Raw genomic sequence first — 18,591 nt, 5'->3', positions numbered from 1 at the left:
ACATCCATGACCCGCCCGCAAGGAACCATCGCCCCGATCCTGACGCCGTTCGAGAACGATGGCCGCATCGCCCGCGATCTCTGGATCTCGCACGCCAAATGGGTGCTGGACCAGGGCGCGCATTTCCTGTCGCCCTTTGGCACCACGGGCGAGGCGCTGTCGCTCTCGCTGAGCGAACGCATGCAGGCGCTTGAGTGGCTGGTCGAGGCCGGCATTTCGCCTGCCCGGATGATGCCCGGTACCGGCGTCACCGCATTGCCTGAAACGGTCGAGCTATCGAAGCACGCTGTCGGCCTCGGCTGCGCCGGCGTGATGGTGCTGCCGTCGTTTTTCTACACCGCGGCCGGCGACAACGGCCAGGCGCGCTACTACAGCGAGCTGATCGAGCGGGTAGCCAACCCGGCGCTGAAGATGATCCTCTACCATATCCCGCAGAACTCCGGCGTGCCGGTCAGCCCGGCTTTGACCGCCCGGCTGAGCACGGCATTTCCCGAAACGGTCGTCGCCTACAAGGACAGCGCCGGCGACTGGAACAACACGGCGGCGGTGATTGCCGCCGCACCTGATGTCGCGGTGTTCCCGAGCTCGGAGGCGCAGCTGACCAAAGGCCTCGCCAGTGGTGCTGCAGGCTGCATCTCGGCGACCGTCAATCTTAACGCAGCCGCCATCCGCGCCCTTTACGATGCGACAATCGCGGGCAAGGACGTCAGCGAAGCGGATGCCGCGATCAAGGCGTTCCGCAAGATCATCCAGGACGCCGGCCTGATCCCGGCGATGAAGGCGGTGCTGGCGGTGCGCTCCGGCGACAAGCGCTGGCTGAACCTGCGCGCGCCGCATGAGAATGCAACGCTGGAAAGCGGCAAGACGCTGCTGACGGCGCTCGGCCCTCTGGCCGATCATATTGGCCGCGGCTGAGGCTCGCGCAATGTCGGCTCACCCCACCGTCATCCTGCACACCGACCGGCCAGCCGCAGCGGTGGCGGTGCTTGGGGAGACGCACCCGGATCTCACCGTCCACGCCTGTGATACCTATGCGGCTTTGCCGGCTCTGATCGAGCAGACAGCCGCGGAGGTGGTCTACACCGTCCGCTTCGACGGCACGCCGCGCTTTCCGCGCAAGGCTCTTGTCGAAAGCGCCACGGTGAAGTGGGTATCGGTCGGCGGTTCGGGAACCGATCATCTCGGACACTGGGATCCGGCGCGCGTCACGGTGACCAATTCGGCCGGCGTCGCCGCCGGCATGCTGGCGGAGTATGCGCTGGGCGCCATGCTGTCCTTCTCGCTCGACCTGCGCGGTTTCGAGCGCCGCCAGCTGGCGCGCCAGTGGGGCGGTGGCCGCGTCGAGCCAATCGAAGGCAAGACGGTTCTCGTCATCGGCCTCGGCAAGACAGGGACGGCCGTCGCCAGCCGCGCCAAAGCGATGGGCATGGAAACACTCGGCATCCGCGCCCGGCCGAAGCCGATGCCGAGCCTCGACGAGGTGCACGACCCGGATGCCTTGCTTGCTCTGCTCGGTCGCGCCGACTTCATCGTCTGCTGCGTGCCGCTGCTGGCCAGCACGCGCGGCCTGCTCGGCAAGGCGGCCTTCGCCGCAATGAAACCGTCCGCCGTGCTCATCGATATTTCGCGCGGCGGCGTGACCGAGGAAGCGGCACTGCTCGAAGCCCTCGACGGCAAGCGGATCAAGGGCGCGGCACTGGATGTCTTTGCGACCGAACCGCCGCCAGCCGACCATCCGCTGTGGGGCTACGACAATGTCGCCATCACCCCGCATTGCGCGGCCGTCTACGAGGGTTGGGACGTCAAATCCGTGCGCATGTTCGCCGACAATCTGAAGCGCTACCGCAGCGGCCAGAAGCTGGAAAACACAGTCAATCCGGAGCGCGGCTATTAGAGCCGAGGGGGATAAGAGATGACGCAGGACAGGCGCGGCGGTGGCCGCAGATCAAAGCTCGGGCGCAGCGGCGGCGGCATCGCGCAACTGCCGTGGCAGCATGTGAAGAACCCCTATCCGCCGATGCAGCTGCTGGACGAGGAGCGGATGCAGCAGCTGCACGACACCTCGATGCGCATCCTGTCGGAGCTCGGCATCCGCGTGATGAGCGAGCGGGTGATGGACCTGTTCGCGGCGGCCGGCGCGATTGTCGACCGCGAGGAGAAGACCATCAGGATCGATGAAAGCCTGGTCACTGAAGCGCTGCGCGCGGTGCCGTCATCCTTCACGCTGACCAGCCGCAATCCCGAAAAGCAGGTGCATCTCGGCGGCAATTCGCTGGTGTTCGGGCTGGTTGCCGGTCCGCCCAATGTGCATGACCGGATCAATGGCCGCCGCCAGGGCAATCTGCCCGACTACCAGAATTTCATCCGGCTGGCGCACCACTTCAACGCCATCCACATCATCGGCAATCAGGTGGTGGCGCCGATGGAACTGCCGGCCAATGCGCGCCATCTCGACACCTATTACGCCAATCTGACGCTGAGCGATCTCTCCTTCCATTGCACGGCGATCGGCCGTGCCCGGGCGATGGACGGCATCAACATGATGGCGATCGCGCGCGGCATCAGCGTCGAGGAGATGCGGGCTTCGCCCGGCGTGACGACGATCATCTCGATCAACTCGCCGCGCCTGTTCGACGACGCCATGGCCGAGGGCCTGATCGCGATGGCCGAGCACGGCCAGCCGGTGACCGTCACCCCCTTCACGCTGATGGGCGCGATGACGCCGGTAACGCTGGCGGCTGCCCTTTGCCAGCAGAATGCCGAGGCGCTGTTTGGCGTGGTGCTGACGCAGCTGGTCAATCCGGCCACACCGGTGATGTACGGCGCCTTTACGTCGAACGTCGACATGAAATCGGGCGCGCCAGCCTTCGGCACGCCGGAGAACGCCAAGGCCAACATCATCGCCGGGCAATTGGCTCGACGTTACAATCTGCCCTACCGCACCTCCAATGCGAACGCTTCGAACGTCGTCGATCTGCAGGCCGCCTACGAGACCGAGATGGCGACATGGGGAGCGGTGCTCGGCGGCGCCAATCTGATCTATCACGCGGCGGGCTGGCTCGAAGGCGGGCTGACGGCGTCCTACGAAAAGCTCGTGCTCGATGTCGAAATCCTGCAGAACATGATGGAGTTCCTGCGGCCGCTGCCGTTCCAGGAGGACGATCTCGGCTTCGAAGCCATCAAGTCGGTGCCGGCCGGTGGCCATTTCTTCGGCGCCGAGCACACAATGTCGCGCTACACCACCGCCTTCTATCAGCCGATGCTGTCCAATTGGCAGAACCATGGCGCCTGGGAGGAAGCGGGCGGCAAGGATGCTCTGGAGCGCGCTACAGAGCTCTGGCAGCAGGCGCTGCATGACTACGAGGAACCGGTGATGGACCCGGCGATCCGCGAGGAGCTCGACGCCTATGTCGCGCGCCGCCGCGAAGAAATCGCCGCCAATCCGGACGGCTGACCGATGCTATACGATCTCGTCATCCGCAATGCGACGCTGATTTCAGGCGACGGTTCGGATCGTTTCCAGGCTGACCTCGCCATCGACGGCGACCGGATCGCCGCCATCGGCGATCTGGCCGATGCGCATGGCAAGCAGGAGATCGATGCCGCGGGCAAGATTTTGGCGCCGGGCTTCATCGACGTGCACACGCATGATGACGGCGCGCTGCTGGCGCCCGACGGCATGGTGCCGAAGATCAGCCAGGGCGTGACGACGGTAATCGCCGGCAATTGCGGCATCAGCCTTGCGCCTTTGCTGCTCGACCGCGCGCCGCCGCCGCCCTTCACGCTGGTCGGCGGCCAAGAGAACTTTCGCTTTGACCGTTTCGCCGACTATGTCGCTGAGCTGAAGAAGCTGGGTACCGCCACCAACGCGGCTTTGCTCGTCGGCCACACCACCTTGCGCCAGCGCTGCATGCCGGTGACCGATCGCCCTGCCAACGCGGCGGAGACGGCGGCGATGGAGGAGGCGGTGGCACAAGCGATGGCCGAGGGCGCGTTCGGGCTCAGCACAGGGCTCGACTATCCGCCGGCGGTCAACTCTTCGACCGAGGAGGTCAAGGCGCTGGCGGCGACGGCGGCAAGCCTCGGCGGGCCGTACGTCACCCACACGCGCAATTATTTCGAGACGATGGACGAGGCGATCGAGGAGGCGATCGACATTGCCGGCCATGCCGGCGGCAAGCTGTTCATTTCGCATCACCAGTGCACAGGCCGCGCCAATTTCGGCAAGAGCGGCCCGTCGCTGAAGCGGATCGACCGGGCACGCGCGACGATGGACATCGGCATGGATGTCTATCCCTATGCGGCGAGCTCGACCGTGCTGCGGCTGGAGCGCTGCGACACCGGCCTCAAGGTCCTCATCACCTGGTCGACGCCGCATCCAGAAATGGCCAATCGCGAGATTGCCGACATCGCCCGCGAATGGAAGTGCAGCGAGCGCGAGGCGGGCGAGCGGCTGCTGCCGGCGGGTGCGGTCTATTTCCAGCTCGACGAGAGCGATGTCCGCACCATCCTTGCCCATCCGCGCAGCATGGTCGGGTCAGACGGGCTGCCGCACGACATCCACCCGCATCCGCGCCTGTGGGGCACGTTTCCGCGCGTGCTTGGCCACTACGCCAGGGATGTTGGCCTGTTCAGCCTGGAGGAGGCGGTGTTCAGGATGACGGGCCTGCCGGCGCGCGAATTCGGCATTGAGCAGCGCGGCACGCTGGCGGTCGGCAATTTCGCCGATCTGACGATCTTCGATCCAGAAACGATCATCGACACCGCGACCTTCGAAGCGCCGCGCCAGCCAGCAGCCGGTATCGAGCATGTCTTCGTCAACGGCGTATCCGTATGGAGTGACGGCAAGGCGACCGGGGCGCTGCCGGGCGCGGTTCTCAAGCCCGCCGCTTCAAGGACGATCGTCAGAGGCGCCTGCGGCTGCGGCGCCGATCACAGCGCTTCGTAGAGCCGGTCGACGGTCTCCAGCGTGTAGACGAACTCGACCGGCCTTGTGCAGCGCCAACCGTCGAAGCTCTGACCGGCGAGCGCCTTGAGCGCCTCAGGCATGCGCAGTATGCCGCCGCCATAGAGGCGGTTGGCCATGTCGAGCATGCCGGTGCGGTGCATGGCCTCGCTCATGCTGCCGCAGGCCTCCTTGACCAGCCAAACGCGAAAGCCCTGATAGACCGCGTCGAACACACTCTCGGTAACACAGCTGTCGGTGAGCACGCCGGCGACAACAAGGTTTTCCACCTTGAGATCGGCAAGCCGCGTCGAAAGATCGGTGCGGCGAAAGGCGCTCGGCCAATGCTTGTGGACGACGATGTCGCCGGACAGCGCAGCCACTTCGGCGCAGATGTCGGCGCCCTCGCTGCCGGCCACGGCCGAGCGGAACTCCTCGGTCAGGATCTCTTCCTGCCTGGCATAGCCGGAGCGCTCCTCCGGCTTAACCCAGGCCTGCGCGTGAATGACCGGAATGCCGGCTGCACGGGCAGCAGCAATCAGGCGCGCGGCGTTGGCGAGCACGGCATCGTAGCCAACGACCGGCCAGGCAGCGCCTGGGCGGTATTCGTTCTGCAGGTCGATGACGAGCAAGGCGGCGAGGTTCATGGCTGGTCCGTGTCGAAGTCGATGACGAAACGCAGGAGCAGACGGATCGCCTGATCGAGATCGGCGATCTCCATCGCTTCATGCGGATTGTGGCTGCCGTTCTCGTTGCGCACGAAGAGCATGGCGGTCGGAATATCGGCGCCCGCGAAGGTGGCCGCGTCATGTCCTGCCCCGCTTGGCACATGCGGTGCCTGCATCTGCAAATCAGCGGCAGCGCGGTCCAGCCTTGTAATCAGCGTCGGCGACATCGTCGCTGGGTCCCAGGTGAAGCGCGGCCCGGCCTCGAAGGTGACGCCGCGCTTCGTGCCGACTTCGGCGAAGAGGGCGTGCAGCCGCGCCTCGATCCGTTCGAGAACAACGGCCTCGGCGCTGCGCACATCGAGGGTGAAACCGACTTGGCCGAGCACGCGGCTGCCACCATGCTGTGTAGGGTCGGACTGCACGCGGCCGAAGGTGATGGTTGCCTCGTGGCCGTCGCGCTCGAGCGCATCCCATTCCACTTCCAGGCCGACGACCAGATCGGCGAAACCGAGCACGCTGTCGTGCCGGGCAAAGCGCGGCTCCGCTCCGGAATGGGCGTAGGCGCCGAAGCACTTGGCGTCGACATAGCGGAAGCCGCCAGCGATGCCGGTGACGATGCCGACCGGCACGCCGGCGGCGATCAGGCGCGGTCCTTGCTCGATGTGCACTTCGACGAAAGCAGCGATGCGAGATGCATCGATGCCTGGCACGCCACGCCGCACGTCATCGGGGTCGAAGCCTTCCTCCCGCATGTGGTCAGCCAGCGTGCCGCCGCTGTCCGACCGCTTCGCCTCCAATGCTGCTGGGTCCAGCAGACCGAGGGCGGCCTGGCTGCCCGGGTACGACAGCGGGAACCAAACGGCCTCTTCGGCGCGCGTCGCCAGCACGATCAGATCGCGCGACAACGGGATGCTCTGTCCAACCAGTTCGGCCATCACCGCCAAACCGGCCACGACACCGGCGGCGCCGTCGAAATTGCCGCCATGCGGGACGCTGTCGAGATGCGAGCCGATGACGATCGCCGGCAGAGCGGGGTCGCGACCTCCCAGCGTCAAATAGAGATTGCCGGCCGCGTCGACGCGCGCGACCGTGCCCAGTTCTTCGGCCTCGTCGCGCATGAGATCATGGGCAAAGCGCTCGCCAGGTCCGTAGGCTACGCGCGTGATGCCCGGCGCATCGGTGGTGGCTTGCGCCAGCGTCTCCAGCAAACGCCCCGCCAGCCTGCCGCCAGCCGTCAGAGCGGTATCGCTCATGAAGCAACCTGTTTGCGTTGCGATTCGCGAAGCCGGTGCGGCGTGAGATCGGCCAGGGACACGCCTTGCCTGGCAACATCGTCGGGAAGGCCGCCGCCGGCGATCAGGCTGGCGCAGACGCGCGACAGGGCCGGCGAGGTCTTGATGCCGTAGCCGCCCTGCCCGACCAGCCAGACGAAATCCGGCACCTCGTCATCGGGGCCAACGACGGGCGAACCGTCGGCGACAAACGTCCTCAGCCCGGCCCAAGACCGCGACACACGCTGCACCTCGATGGTGGTGGCCCGTTCGAGACGCTCGGCGCCGATGGCGACATCGATGTCCTCGGCATAGGCATCCATCGGCATCGACAGAGTAGCATCGGCCGGCGAGACGAACAGCTGCCCGGCATCCGGCTTGAAGTAGAACTCGGCGCCGACATCGTTGACCAGCGGCCAGTCGGTGATATCGACGCCAGCAGGTGCTGGAATGTTGAAAGCGGTGCGGCGCTTGGGCTGCAGGCCGACGGGACGCACGCCGGCCATGACGGCGATCTCGTCGCCCCAAGCGCCGGCGGCATTGACGATGCGCGTCGCAAGGAAGGCTCCGGCCGGAGTGTCAACCCGCCATTGATTGCCTTGGTGGCCAATGGCGTTCACGCCGGCATTGGTGACGATCCGCGTGCCGCGCGCACGGGCGCCGCGCAGAAAACCCTGGTGCAGGCCGTTGACGTCGATGTCCATCGAATGCGGTTCGATATAGGCGCCGGCGAGATAGTCGGCGCGCAAAACCGGCACGCGTGCGATCGCCTCGGCGGGCGTCATGGCGACGATCGACGGAACCAGCGCCTGCGCTACCTCGAGGTCTTGACACAAAAGGTCGAGTTGATCGGTGCGCGCCACAGTGATCATGCCGCGCTTGCTCAGCAGCGGATAGTCAGCGAAGCCGGCCGGCGGTTCGGTCAGGAACGAGCGGCTTGCCAGCACGATACGGCGGATGACGCCGTTGCCGTAATTCTCGGTGAAGCTTGCTGCCGAGCGGCCGGTGGTGTGGTAGCCGCAATGGCTTTCGCGCTCGAGCAGCACCACCTTGGCCGACCGGCTGATCTCGAAGGCGGCGCCGGCGCCGGCCATGCCACCGCCGATGACGATCACATCGGTCTGTTCGCTCATGGACATCCATCCTTTACCATCGCTGTCTCGCTCGGGCGCGGTACGGGATGCGGCTCGCCCAGCCTTCCGCGCTTGGCGCGGTCGCGGGCGCCGCGGCCCTCAGCGAGGTTGTCGGCCGGCGTGTTTTGCCGCGCGCAATCTTCCAGCGCAAGATCGGTCACCACCGGCACCGGCTTGCCGGCAATCTCGATGCCCTTCAGCCGCGCCCACACGGCGCGCCGCTTGCGTGTCTGATGCGACTGCAGTTCGCCCAGTTCGGCAAAACTGGTCTCGCGCTTTATCGCCAACGCACCGGCCGCTACTGCCGCATCGAACAGTTCCAGGCCACGCGGGGTGCGCACGATGATGCCGTTGAGGGCCTCGTCATCGACCGCCGGCCCGCCATTCAGCCAGGCATCGGAAGCGACGATGTCGGCGACCTGGCCGATCGCGTCGGGGCAGATCTTGCAGCGCGGCTGGATCATCCATCTGTCCTCGTCTTCCCACAGCTGCCGGTAGGTGAGCTGGAAGGCGCGGCCGTCGCTGGTCTCGATTCGGTTGAGACCGGGATTGCCGTAGCCACGGTAGCGGAACAGCGCGAGCTCGTCCTCGGCGAGGCCGAAACGTTGCAGCACCTGTTCGGATTTCGACAGGTCGGAAGCGCCACCGCAGACGAAGGCCAGCGCATAGCGCATGAGTTCGTCGACACGCGGATCGTGCCGGGCCAGATTGCGCACGGCGGTAATGTCGCAAGGCTTAGCGATCATCGCGAAGGGTTCGCCACGATTAAGGATCTCGCCGAAGTCCCCAAGCGGCGCGACTGGTCCGTAGCGTGAGCCGGCACCTTCGAGAACGGACGCGGCGTCGAAGCTCAGCCGCCGCTCGCTGCGCATCGGCGCGGTTCGCGACGCGGAGACGTGGAGCACGAAGTTGACGCGGCCAGAGGTGAGCAGGAACTGGCCGAGTGCAGTCAGCACGCCGCCGCTCGATGCCTGGAACCGCACGGTCGGATCTCCGGCATGGCCGAGGCTGAGACGCTCGGCAGGCCCCCACACCGTGTCGGTCAGCGCGGCGGTATCCGTCTGCGACGGCGGCGGCCCCGCGATCCGCGTTCCCGGGCAGACGGCGTTGATCCGCGTCAGGGTCGAATGGCTGAGCGCCGTGCGGGCGACTGGCCGCAGCCGCCCTTCCGGCGTCATGATCATCTCGATCTCTGCCGGACCGACGAGCGACTGGCAGAGCCCGCAGCCGATGCACAGCCCGTTCTCAACGATCTCACTGAGCGATAGCGGGACTGTCGGCGATGGCGTCATGTCGCGCACCCAGCGGATCGATCGCGAGCCATGTCAGACATGCGACCGGACGGGCTCGCTGATGAGGCGATATTCATCCGGCCGGCGATAGAGCGCGAAGTCGAAATTCACTTTCCGGCAGGTGGCGATGAGGTCGAGGTCGGCGCGATGGACGATGACCTCGTCGCCGAGCGAAATCGCCTGCGCCGCGATCTCGCCGGTGGGCGCGATGATGCAGGAGCCGCCGATGAGCGCCTGGCCGTCTTCGAGCCCGGCCTTGGCGGCAGCCGCCACCCACAGCGTGTTCTGGTAGGCGCCGGCCTGCATCGGCAAATGGTTGTGGAACATTCGCAGGTGCGCCAGCGCCGGCGCTTCGTCGAGCAGCAGCGGCGTGTTGTAGCCGAGCACCGCCACTTCGGCGCCGTTGAGGCAGAGCATGCGATAGGTTTCCGGCCAGCGGCGGTCGTTGCAGATCGCGATGCCGACGCGAACGCCGCCATAGTCGAAGACCGGAAAGCCGAGATTGCCCGGTTCGAAATAGCGCCGTTCCAGATGCGTGGTGGTGCCTTCCTCCGGTTCGGCCGAGCCCGGCACATGCATCTTGCGGTACCGGCCGATGAAGCGCCCGTCAGGGCCGACAAGATCCATGGTGTTGAAATGGCGCGTGCGGCCGTCTTCACGCGCGAGTTCGCAATAGCCGAGCGCAAAGCCGACCTTGAGGCGCGCAGCAGCGGCGTAGAGGCGTTGCGTTTCCGGCCCGGGCATTGCGCCTTCGAAGAAGGCATCGATCTCGGCTTGATCGTCGATGCGCCAGCGCGGGAAGAAGGTGGTCAGCGCCATTTCGGGAAAGATGGCGATTTGCGCGCCGGCTGCGGCCGATTGCTCCAGCAAATGGACGAGGCGACCGACGGTCTCGGCGCGCGTGGCGCTGCGCTGGATCGGCCCGGTCTGGCAGACCGCTATGGTCAGGCATCGAGCCATGGCGTCGTCTCCTCGACTGGTTTTCCGGAGCGGGCCGGATCGGCTGCGGTGCGCGGCAGGAATTGTCCGAAACCCGGATGTGCCTTCAACACACCGTCGGCGATCACCGGCACGCCGCGCACCAGAACGGTGGTCGGCTTGCCGGTCACGCTCCTGCCCTCGTAAGGCGTGAAGTCGACGCGCGAATGCAAAGCGGCATGGCCGAGCGTCCAGGTGGCTTCGGGGTCCCACAGCGCCAGATCGGCATCGAGCCCGACCGCTATGCTGCCCTTGCGATCGGCGAGCCCATAGATAGCGGCGGCATTGCGCGAGGTGAGATCGAGATAGCGGTCGAGCGTCAGCCGACCGGTCAACAGACCTTCCGAAAACAGCAACGGCAGACGGGTCTCGATGCCGGGAATGCCGCTCAGCGTGGTGGTGAAGCCAGGCGTTTGCGCCTTGCCGATCTTGTCGGCGAAGAAATAGGGCGAGTGGTCGGATGACCAGAGATCGATGCCGCCGTCGATCAGCGCCTGCCACAAATGCTGATGGCTGCGCGTCGAACGCGGCGGCGGCGAAAAGACGAAGCGCGCGGCATCGACTGCCGGGCGGTCGAGGTCGGCACCACTGATGAAGAGATATTGCGGGCAGGTCTCGGCGATGGCGTCGACGCCTCGCACCCGCGCCCGCGCCACCTCTTCGGCCGATTGCCAGGACGAGACATGGACGATGGTCATGCGCGCGCCGGTCATTTCGGCGAAGGCGAGCGCGCGATGCGTTGCCTCGCGCTCCATGGTCTCGCTGTGGGCGACGACGTGGTAGCGTATGTCGGTGCGGCCGAGATCGATCAGCCGCTGGCGCGTGCGCCGGATCGCCGCGTCGTTCTCCGCATGGACCATGACGATCCAGCCAAGCGAGTGGGCGGTATCGAGCACCTTGAAGAAAAGATCGTCGTCGACGGCAAAGCCCTGGTAGGTCATGAACAGCTTGACCGAGGCGATGCCACGGCCGGCAAGCTCGGAGAGCTGCTGCTCGACATCGGCGCCGGTGCCCATGGTCACCACGGCATGCAGCCCGTAGTCGATCACCGCGCGGCCCGCGGCACGATCGAGCGCTCTATCAATGGCACCAATGGTCGACATATCAGGACCCGGCATGCCGAACGGGACGATGCAGGTCGTGCCGCCGAAGGCCGCCGAAATGGTGCCGGACTCGAAATCGTCGGCATTACCCGCCCCACCCCAGACCGGCTGGTCGAGATGGCAGTGCGCGTCGATGCCGCCGGGCATGACCCAGCGCTTGGCTGCATCGATCAGCGTCTCGCCTGACAGGCCATTGCCGATGGCTGAGATGCGGCCGTCATCGATGCCGATGTCGCGCTCGGCCCATCCGTCGTCGAGCGCGACGCGTCCACCTTTGATGACCAGTTCATGCATTCGGTTTGCCCGCCCCAACGGCCTCAGCCGACAGCCGCCGTGACCATGATCTCGACGCGATATTGGTCGCCGGCTAGGTGCGCCTCGACCGTGGCGCGCACCGGCATTGCGCTACGGTCGATCCAGGCGTCCCAGGCCGTATTCATCATCTCGAAATCGGCGATGTCGCGCAGCCAGATCTGGGCGCTGAGGATTTTGCTCTTGTCGCTGCCGGCCTTGGCCAGAAGGGCATCAATCTTGGCGAGGATCTGCTTGGTTTGCGACGTGGTATCGCCGGAAAGGTCGTCCGCCGTCAGGCCGGCGACATAGACGGTGCCGTTGTAACGGAGCACCCGGCAGAAGCGTTGGCCGTTTTCAAGACGTTCGATCGTCATGGAATTCCTCCCTGCTGCTTTCGATCAGGCAGCTTGCGATGTCGGCGACTTACCCATGCTATGGACGGCACAAAACCGCTGTAAAGCCCTGCCGCGGCCCAAGATGCCGCTTTCCGTCGCCAGCATGGCCAAAAAAATCAAAGCCATAGCCGTATCTATCTTCGTTTGCAGCAAATGCTGCCCCGTGTAGCCTCTCGCTCAGGGTGGCGTCGGCGGCGGCGCGGCCAGGGGAGCAGCGCAGCCATGAGGTCGATCGCCCAATCCGCGATGCGGCTGTGGCAAAACGCACAGCGCTCGCGCGCTTTGCTGCCGATCATGACCGGTATCTGTCTCGCCTGCATCGGCAGCGCCATGCTGACCACCGCCGTCTCGCTGCACCTCGGCAAGCCCGGTGTTTCCCCCGATGTCGTGCAGATCGTGCTCACCGCCTATCCCGTCGGCTTTCTCGTCGGCTGTCTGGTGACCCGCCCGGCGGTCGCCCACTACGGGCATGAGCGGACGTTCGTTGTGGTCTTGGTTCTGGCGCTGCTGGCGGCGGCGGGCTTCGTCTTCACCGATTTCCTGCCGAGCTGGATCTGCTTTCGCCTGCTCGGCGGCCTGTCGATGGCGTCGCTGTTCGTCGTTTGCGAGAGCTGGATCAACCTCTATGCCGAGCAGCACAATCGCGGCGCGATGTTCTCGCTGTACATGCTGACGACGGCGATCGCGGTGCTGCTCGGACAACTTCTCGTCGCGCTGGTCGGGCCGCAATCGCCGCATCTGTTTCCGGTCGCGGCGGCGATGGTGCTGCTGGCGCTGGTTTCCAAATTCGTCGGCGGACGCTGGCCGGCCTTGCCCGCCTCTCCCACCGAGCCGGAGCATGCGAGCGGGCCGGTCAAGCGCCTCGGCCCGCTGGCGCTGTTCCGGCTGGCGCCGGTGACGGTCGTCGCCATCTTCCAGGGTGGCATCACCAACATGAACATCTTCGTGCTGACGCCGATCTACGGCGCCCAGATCGGGCTGTCGGCGGGGACGACGGTCGGCCTCGTCACGACCATCAGCATTGCCGGCATGCTGGCGCAGACGCCCGTCGGCTGGCTGTCGGACCGGTTTGAAAGACGGCTCATCCTGCTGGCGCAAGGCGCGCTGTCGGTCATCCTTTGCGCGGCAATCGCCTGGCTTGGCAATTTCTCCGAACCGCTGCTGTTCGTGCTGTTCTTCCTCTACGGCGCCACGGCGCTGACGATCTATCCGGTGGCGATGGCCTTCGGCGCCTCGCAGCTGCATAGCCGGCACATGGTCGGCGCCTCCGGAACGCTGCTTTTGCTTTACTCGATCGGCAATGTTGCGACGCCCGGCGTTTCCGCCGGATTGATGGCGCATATGGGCGCACCGGCGATGTTCCTGCTGCTGGGCGGCGGCGCGGTTCTGGTGACGCTTGCCGCCTGCTACAATCTGCTGCGCCGGCCGATCGCGGCGAAGATCGTGCAAACCGTCGAGGAACGGGTTTAATGACGACCGCTATGAGCCGCCTGCAAGACAGCGTCATCCTGATCGCGGGCGCCGCCAGCGGCATCGGCGCGGCGATCGCCAGGCGGTGCATTGCCGAGGGCGCAAGTGTGGTCTGCGCCGACTATGATCTCGAACCGGCGACGCAACTTGCCGACAAGCTCGGCCCTTCGGCGGCCGCCTGCCAATGCGATGTGACGGATAGCGGTTCCGCCCGGGCCGCAGTCGAATTCGCGCGACAAAAATTCGGTCGGCTGGACGGGCTGGTGCACAACGCTGCCGCCCCGTCGACCAACGCCACCGTCGTCGATCTCGACGAGAGCGCGTGGCGGCGCGAGCTCGATGTTGGGCTGACCGGCGCCTTCCTGATGAGCAAGTTCGCGGTGCCGCTGATCGCGGCAAGCGGCGGCGGTTCGGTGGTCTTCATCGGCTCGCAGTTCGGCCGTGTCGCCACCACCAAAGCGGTTGCCTACTGCGCCGCCAAGGCCGGGTTGATCCATCTCGCCAAGGCCATGGCGGTCGACCACGCGCCCGACAAGGTCCGCGTCAACAGCTTGTCGCCGGGCGCGGTGGCGACGACGCGTCTGCTGCGCCGCTTCGCGGATTTCGAGGCAGCCAATGCCACACTCGGGCCGGCGCATCTGCTCGGCCGGATCGCCGAGCCGGAGGAGATCGCCGCGGCGGCTGCCTTCCTGCTTTCGCCGGACGCGTCCTTCGTCACCGGCTCCGACATGCTCGTGGATGGCGGCTATGCGACGCGCTGAATCCTTCAGATCGATTTCAAGGGAGTTCCCATGACGCTGCTCGTCACCGGCGGCACCGGCTTTGTCATGAGCGTGGTGGCGCGCGAATGGCTGGATCGTGATCCGCAAGCCCGCGCCGTGATCCTCGACCGCTCGGGCCTCGACGCGATCGCGGAAAAGTTCTTCGCGCCGGTGCGGGAGCGCCTAACCGTGCTCACCGCCGACATACTGGATTCCAAGCAATGGGCGGCAGCGCTCGACGCGCATGGAATCACGGCAATCGTCCATGGCGCGACGGTGACGCCGAACTCGCGCCCGAGCGACCCGACGCAACCGCCCGAAGCCAACGATCCGGCTGCCATCGTCGACGTCAATCTGATGGGCACGGTGCGGATGCTTGAATGGGCACGCAGCCGTCCCGGCATAAAGCGTTTCGTCTATGTCAGCTCCGGTTCGGTCTATCGCCATAACGGCCCTGACTGGAGCGGCGAGCCATTGCCCGAGGACGGCTATGTCGCGCCGCTGACGCTTTACGGCATCTCGAAATTCGCCGCCGAAATGGTCACCAACCGCTATGCTGATCTGTTCGGCCTGTCCGCCATCTCGGTCAGGCTGTCCTCGGTCTACGGGTCGATGGACCGCGTCACCGGCAGCCGCAATGTGCGTCATCTGCCGAACCGCATCGCGCATATGGCGCTCAGCAACGAGACGATCCGGCCGAACAGTCTTGAGCCGCTCGGCGACTATGTGCTGTCGAGCGACGTCGCCAAGGCTGTCATGGCGCTGCTCGATGCCGAGACCTTGCGCTACCGACACTACAATATCGGCAGCGGCGGCACGCAGACGGTCGGCGATTTCATCGGCTGGGCCGCCGAACGGTTCCCCGGCCTGAAGAGCGAAGTCAGCCCGCAGGAGACGGCGAACATCACCATGAACGCAGTGCTGAAGACGGGCATGTGGGGCGAATACGATCTTGCCCGCATCGAGCGCGATACCGACTGGCGACCGACGCCGGCGAGGCAGGCCTTCCACGATTACATCGACTGGATCGCCGCCAACGAAAGCTGAGGAGCAGAGCCGATGCCGACCGATTTTCAGCAACCGCGCGACTTCGTCGGTTACGGCCCGCGCCCGCCGTTCATGACCTGGCCGGGCAGCGTGAAGCTCGCCATCAATCTGGTGCTCAACTATGAAGAAGGCTCGGAGTATTCCTGGCTGGACGACGGTCGCAACGACAATTGGGGCGAGTACAATCTCACCTCCAGCCCGCCCGTGCGCGACCTCGGCACCGAGACGCATTTCGAATATGGCAGCCGGGCCGGCGTGTGGCGGCTGGCGCGGCTGTTCGACCGCTACCAGATTCCGATCACCGTCTCCGCCTGCGCGGTCGCGCTGCAACGCAACCCGGCGGTGGCCGAATGGATGAATGCGCGCGGGCACGATCTGCTCGGCCATGGCTTGCGGTGGATCGACTACACGACGATGGAGCGCAGCGAGGAAGAGCGCCATCTGCATGAAGCAATCGCGCTCTACCAGAAGCTGATGGGACGGCGTCCGCTGGGCTGGAACTGCCGCTCGCTGCCGAGCGTCAACACGCGCGATCTGCTGGTGCGCGAAGGCGGGTTTCTCTACCACTCCGATCCCTGCAATGACGACCTGCCGTATTTCCTCGACCATCAGGGCACGGAAATCCTGGTCGTTCCCTACTCCAAGACGCTCAACGACAGCCGCTACCTCGTCGCGCCGGGCTACAGCAATCCGCGCGACTTCGCCGAAGATTGCCGCTCGGCGATCGACTATATGCTCGACGAAGCCGACGAGACCGGCGGCCGCATGCTGACGATCGGCATCCATGCGCGCTGGATGGGCCAGCCCAACCGGGCGTCCGGGCTGCGCGAGGTGATCGAGCATGTGGAGACGAAACTGGCTGCCGCCTTCATGCGGCGCGAGGACATCGCCCGCTTCTGGCTGGAGAACCATGCCGGCTTCGAGCGGCGCGCCTAACGGAAGCGAGGCGGCATGTTCGAGACGCTGATCAGGGGCGCGACCGTCGTCAATGCCGACAGGCAGGAGCAGCGCGATGTCGGCATCGCCGGCGGCCGCATCGCGGCGCTGATCACACCCGGCGGCACGGCGGAAGCCGCGACGGTGCTGGATGCTTCCGGCTGCCTGCTGCTGCCCGGGCTGGTCGACGCGCATGCGCATCTGCGCGAGCCGGGCCTGACGCGCAAGGAGGATTTTTCCTCGGGCACGCATGCCGCAGCCCTTGGCGGGGTGACGACGGTGCTCGACATGCCGACCGACGAACCGTGGACGGCCAGCGCTGAAGAGCTCGCCGACAAGATGGCGATGGCGACAGGCCGGCTCCACGTCGATGTCGGCTTCCAGGCCGTCGTCAGCCGCGATTTGTCGCGCATCGCCGGGCTGCTTGATCTCTCGCCCGTGTCGTTCGAACTGTTCACCGCCGATGTGCCGGAAAACTTCCTGTTTCGGAATTTCGACGGCGTTGCCGAGGCGCTCAGACATTTTGGCCACGCCGATACGCTGATCGGCATTTCGCCGGGCGATCAGTCGATGCTGACCGGCGCCAATGAGCGCAACAAGACGGGGACTATCGCCGCCTTTCTCGACAGCCGGCCACCGCTGGCGGAAGCCGGCGGCGTTGCGCGCGCCGTGCTTGCCGCCGCCGCGACAGGGGCGCGCATCCACGTCCGGCAGATCAACTCGGAACCGGGCGTCGAAGCGTGGAGCCGGCTGCGCGACAGGGCGGACGCCAGCGTCGAGACGACACCGCAAAACCTGTTCTTCACCGCCGACGACTACGAGACGCAAGGCGCTAGGCTGAAGGGCTCGCCACCCCTGCGATCGCGACAGGACGTCGAAGCCTTGCGCGCTGCGCTGAAGGGTGGGCTGATCGACATCGTCGCCACCGACCACGCTCCGCATGCGCCGGCCGAAAAGGCCGCCGTTTACTCAGCTTTCGCCGATATACCCGGGGGGATGCCAGGGCTGCAGACGCTGCTTCAGGTGATGCTGAAGCTGGTCGACGAGGGGCTGATCACGTACCCTGATGTGGTGCGGATGTGCGCACGCAATCCGGCGGAGCGTTTCGGGCTTGGCCGGCGCAAGGGGCGCATTGCTACCGGCTATGACGCCGACCTGCTGATCGTCGACCCGCGCCAGTCCAGTTCCATCTCCGACGCCGGGCAGGTTTCACGCGCGGCCTACACGCCATTCAACGGCTGGAGCGTCAAAGCGCGGCTGACCAATGTGTTTCTGCGCGGGCGAGAGATCGTGCGCGATCAGGCGCTGATCGGTTCGGGGCAAGGCAAGGTCGTGCGCCGGGAACACTAGAGCGGTTCACCGTTTCAGGGAAACGGTGAACCGCTCTATCTCTTTGTTTTTACGCAATTCCGGACAGAAAACCGCTCACACTTTTCCTGGAATTGCTCAAAGGAGAAAAAATGCCTCTGCTCGGGAACAAGGTCGCTATCGTCACCGGAGGAAGTTCCGGCATCGGCCGCGCCATCGCGCTCAAATTCGCGGCGGAAGGTGCTGCCGTCGTCATTGCCGACACGGTCGAAGTGCCTATCGAAGGCGGCCAAAGCACTGTCGATCTGATCCAGTCGACCGACGGGATGACGATGCATGTCGCAACCGACATTTCGGACTGGAACGCGGTGGATGCGCTGGTCGGCGCGACAGCCGCGCATTTCGGGCGGCTGGACGTGATGGTCAACAATGCGGCCGTCTACACCAGCACCAATCTGGTCGAGACCACGCCTGAGCAATGGAACCGCGTGATCGGCGTCAATCTGACCGGGTTCTTCTACGGCTCCAAGCGCGCGGTCATGCAGATGCTCAGCCAGGCGCCGGTGAACGAGGTTCGCGGCCGCATCATCAACATTTCCTCGCAGCACGGCATGGTCGCCTGCCCAGGCGATTTTCCCTATTCGGTGAGCAAGGGCGGCATCGTGCAGATGACGCGGCAGATCGCCGTCGACCATGCCGAGGACCTGATCGTGTGCAACGCGATCGCGCCCGGCAAGATCATCACCGGCAAGCCGGGCGTCGCCAACGATCCCGACGCGCTCGCCTATTCGCACAGCCGCACGCCTTGGCCACGGCTCGGCACGCCGAGTGACGTCGCCGGTGCCGCGCTGTTCCTCGCCAGCGACATGGCAAGCTATGTCACCGGCATCAATCTGATGGTGGATGGCGGCTGGATGGCGGGCTGACACGTGCGGGACAATGCCTCGCAATGCGCCATAAGCCAAACCTGCAATCTTAGCCTCAACTCAT

The 18,591-nt window shown here is 65.7% G+C and carries 17 protein-coding genes; 10 read left to right on the top strand and 7 right to left on the bottom strand.

Features of this window, described 5'->3' with window-relative positions; genetic code table 11:
* Nucleotides 1-6 precede the first annotated feature (6 nt).
* From AC1DYO_RS21210 to AC1DYO_RS21195, 4 genes are read left to right on the top strand one after another with little or no spacing between them, the layout of a single operon-like run.
* The gene (locus tag AC1DYO_RS21210; protein ID WP_477266462.1) at nucleotides 7-915 is read left to right on the top strand and encodes a dihydrodipicolinate synthase family protein; all 909 of its coding nucleotides are present in this window, start codon (nucleotides 7-9) and stop codon (nucleotides 913-915) included.
* 10 nt (nucleotides 916-925) lie between these two features.
* Nucleotides 926-1,894, top strand: a complete 969-nt coding sequence (locus AC1DYO_RS21205) for a D-2-hydroxyacid dehydrogenase (protein ID WP_477266461.1) — start codon at nucleotides 926-928, stop codon at nucleotides 1,892-1,894.
* Nucleotides 1,895-1,912: 18 nt separating this feature from the next.
* On the top strand, nucleotides 1,913-3,454 hold the full coding sequence (locus AC1DYO_RS21200) for a trimethylamine methyltransferase family protein (RefSeq protein ID WP_477266460.1): 1,542 nt from the start codon (nucleotides 1,913-1,915) through the stop codon (nucleotides 3,452-3,454).
* Between the two features lie 3 nt (nucleotides 3,455-3,457).
* Nucleotides 3,458-4,948 (top strand): N-acyl-D-amino-acid deacylase family protein, encoded by a 1,491-nt coding sequence (locus tag AC1DYO_RS21195; protein WP_477266459.1) that lies wholly within the window; start codon nucleotides 3,458-3,460, stop codon nucleotides 4,946-4,948.
* Here AC1DYO_RS21195 and AC1DYO_RS21190 read toward each other — a convergent pair.
* The 7 genes from AC1DYO_RS21190 to AC1DYO_RS21160 are packed head-to-tail and all read right to left on the bottom strand — an operon-like array spanning nucleotide 4,933 to nucleotide 12,058.
* Nucleotides 4,933-5,592 carry a cysteine hydrolase family protein gene (locus AC1DYO_RS21190; RefSeq protein ID WP_477266458.1) on the bottom strand — a complete coding sequence of 220 codons (660 nt, stop codon included), beginning with the start codon at nucleotides 5,590-5,592 and terminating at the stop codon, nucleotides 4,933-4,935. The two genes, AC1DYO_RS21195 and AC1DYO_RS21190, sit on opposite strands and share 16 nt — an antisense overlap.
* Nucleotides 5,589-6,866: a Zn-dependent hydrolase gene (locus AC1DYO_RS21185; protein ID WP_477266457.1), complete on the bottom strand. Its 1,278-nt coding sequence runs from the start codon at nucleotides 6,864-6,866 to the stop codon at nucleotides 5,589-5,591. Before AC1DYO_RS21185 ends, AC1DYO_RS21190 begins: the two co-directional genes overlap by 4 nt.
* The gene (locus AC1DYO_RS21180; RefSeq protein ID WP_477266456.1) at nucleotides 6,863-8,017 is read right to left on the bottom strand and encodes an NAD(P)/FAD-dependent oxidoreductase; all 1,155 of its coding nucleotides are present in this window, start codon (nucleotides 8,015-8,017) and stop codon (nucleotides 6,863-6,865) included. Before AC1DYO_RS21180 ends, AC1DYO_RS21185 begins: the two co-directional genes overlap by 4 nt.
* Nucleotides 8,014-9,309 (bottom strand): Coenzyme F420 hydrogenase/dehydrogenase, beta subunit C-terminal domain, encoded by a 1,296-nt coding sequence (locus AC1DYO_RS21175; RefSeq protein ID WP_477266455.1) that lies wholly within the window; start codon nucleotides 9,307-9,309, stop codon nucleotides 8,014-8,016. Before AC1DYO_RS21175 ends, AC1DYO_RS21180 begins: the two co-directional genes overlap by 4 nt.
* Nucleotides 9,310-9,342: 33 nt before the next feature.
* Nucleotides 9,343-10,269: a nitrilase-related carbon-nitrogen hydrolase gene (locus AC1DYO_RS21170; RefSeq protein ID WP_477266454.1), complete on the bottom strand. Its 927-nt coding sequence runs from the start codon at nucleotides 10,267-10,269 to the stop codon at nucleotides 9,343-9,345.
* The gene (gene hydA, locus AC1DYO_RS21165) at nucleotides 10,254-11,684 is read right to left on the bottom strand and encodes a dihydropyrimidinase (RefSeq protein ID WP_477266453.1); all 1,431 of its coding nucleotides are present in this window, start codon (nucleotides 11,682-11,684) and stop codon (nucleotides 10,254-10,256) included. Before hydA ends, AC1DYO_RS21170 begins: the two co-directional genes overlap by 16 nt.
* Nucleotides 11,685-11,707: 23 nt before the next feature.
* Complete coding sequence (locus tag AC1DYO_RS21160; protein WP_477266452.1) at nucleotides 11,708-12,058, bottom strand: RidA family protein; 351 nt, start codon at nucleotides 12,056-12,058, stop codon at nucleotides 11,708-11,710.
* Between the two features lie 243 nt (nucleotides 12,059-12,301).
* Here AC1DYO_RS21160 and AC1DYO_RS21155 point away from each other — a divergent pair, with 243 nt between their 5' ends.
* The 6 genes from AC1DYO_RS21155 (at nucleotide 12,302) to AC1DYO_RS21130 (ending at nucleotide 18,527) form a co-directional block, all read left to right on the top strand.
* Complete coding sequence (locus AC1DYO_RS21155; protein WP_477266451.1) at nucleotides 12,302-13,549, top strand: MFS transporter; 1,248 nt, start codon at nucleotides 12,302-12,304, stop codon at nucleotides 13,547-13,549.
* Complete coding sequence (locus AC1DYO_RS21150) at nucleotides 13,549-14,310, top strand: SDR family NAD(P)-dependent oxidoreductase (RefSeq protein WP_477266450.1); 762 nt, start codon at nucleotides 13,549-13,551, stop codon at nucleotides 14,308-14,310. Before AC1DYO_RS21155 ends, AC1DYO_RS21150 begins: the two co-directional genes overlap by 1 nt.
* Nucleotides 14,311-14,340: 30 nt before the next feature.
* The gene (locus AC1DYO_RS21145) at nucleotides 14,341-15,357 is read left to right on the top strand and encodes an NAD-dependent epimerase/dehydratase family protein (protein ID WP_477266449.1); all 1,017 of its coding nucleotides are present in this window, start codon (nucleotides 14,341-14,343) and stop codon (nucleotides 15,355-15,357) included.
* 12 nt (nucleotides 15,358-15,369) lie between these two features.
* The gene (locus tag AC1DYO_RS21140; RefSeq protein ID WP_477266448.1) at nucleotides 15,370-16,293 is read left to right on the top strand and encodes a polysaccharide deacetylase family protein; all 924 of its coding nucleotides are present in this window, start codon (nucleotides 15,370-15,372) and stop codon (nucleotides 16,291-16,293) included.
* Between the two features lie 15 nt (nucleotides 16,294-16,308).
* Nucleotides 16,309-17,643, top strand: coding sequence for a dihydroorotase (locus AC1DYO_RS21135; protein WP_477266447.1), 1,335 nt, complete (start codon nucleotides 16,309-16,311; stop codon nucleotides 17,641-17,643).
* 110 nt (nucleotides 17,644-17,753) lie between these two features.
* Nucleotides 17,754-18,527, top strand: a complete 774-nt coding sequence (locus AC1DYO_RS21130; RefSeq protein ID WP_477266446.1) for an SDR family NAD(P)-dependent oxidoreductase — start codon at nucleotides 17,754-17,756, stop codon at nucleotides 18,525-18,527.
* The last annotated feature ends 64 nt before the right edge of the window (nucleotides 18,528-18,591 follow it).

It is taken from the genome of Mesorhizobium sp. P2_F5, assembly GCF_056403715.1.
Note: the sequence above shows the minus strand (reverse complement) of the source record. Positions and strands in the feature narration are given on the sequence as shown.